This is a genomic window from Streptomyces sp. 130, from assembly GCF_007096885.1.
In the GTDB taxonomy this organism is placed as follows: Bacteria; Actinomycetota; Actinomycetes; order Streptomycetales; family Streptomycetaceae; genus Streptomyces.
The window spans coordinates 1-560 of record NZ_VJNO01000127.1 but is presented as its reverse complement, the minus strand read 5'-3'; the positions used below and the strand labels follow the sequence as shown (position 1 = coordinate 560).

Below are 560 nucleotides of genomic sequence, written 5' to 3'. Positions count from 1 at the left end.
CGATCCCGCACCGGCCACGCCCGCGACTCCGTCAACAGCTCCACCGCACCCGCATCCCAATCCACCTGCGGCGTCGGGACATCCACATGCAACGTCTTCGGCAACACCCCATGCCGAATCGCCTGCACGGCCTTGATCACACCACCCACACCAGCTGCGGCCTGGGTGTGGCCCAGGTTCGACTTCAGCGAACCCAGCCAGATCGGATCGCCCGCCGCACGACCCTGCCCATACGTCGCCAGCAACGCCCCGGCCTCGATCGGGTCACCCAGCCGAGTGCCCGTGCCATGCGCCTCCACGAGATCCACCTCGGAGGGGGTCAGCCCGGCACCGTCCAGCGCCGCTCGGATGACGCGCTGCTGCGAGGGACCGTTCGGAGCCGTCATGCTGCTGGAGGCGCCGTCCTGGTTGATGGCGCTGCCCCGGATCACCGCGAGGACCGGGTGACCGTTTCGGCGGGCGTCCGAGAGCCGTTCCACCACCAGGACCCCGACGCCCTCCGAGCAGCCGGTGCCGTCCGCGTCGGCCGAGAAGGACTTGCAGCGGCCGTCCGCCGCCAT

1 protein-coding gene is annotated in these 560 nt (G+C 70.5%); it reads right to left on the bottom strand.

Translation table 11 applies throughout. The features are described 5' to 3' along the window. Window positions 1-560 (bottom strand): beta-ketoacyl synthase N-terminal-like domain-containing protein (locus FKN01_RS32310; protein WP_143626194.1); only part of this gene is annotated, 560 nt, incomplete at both ends.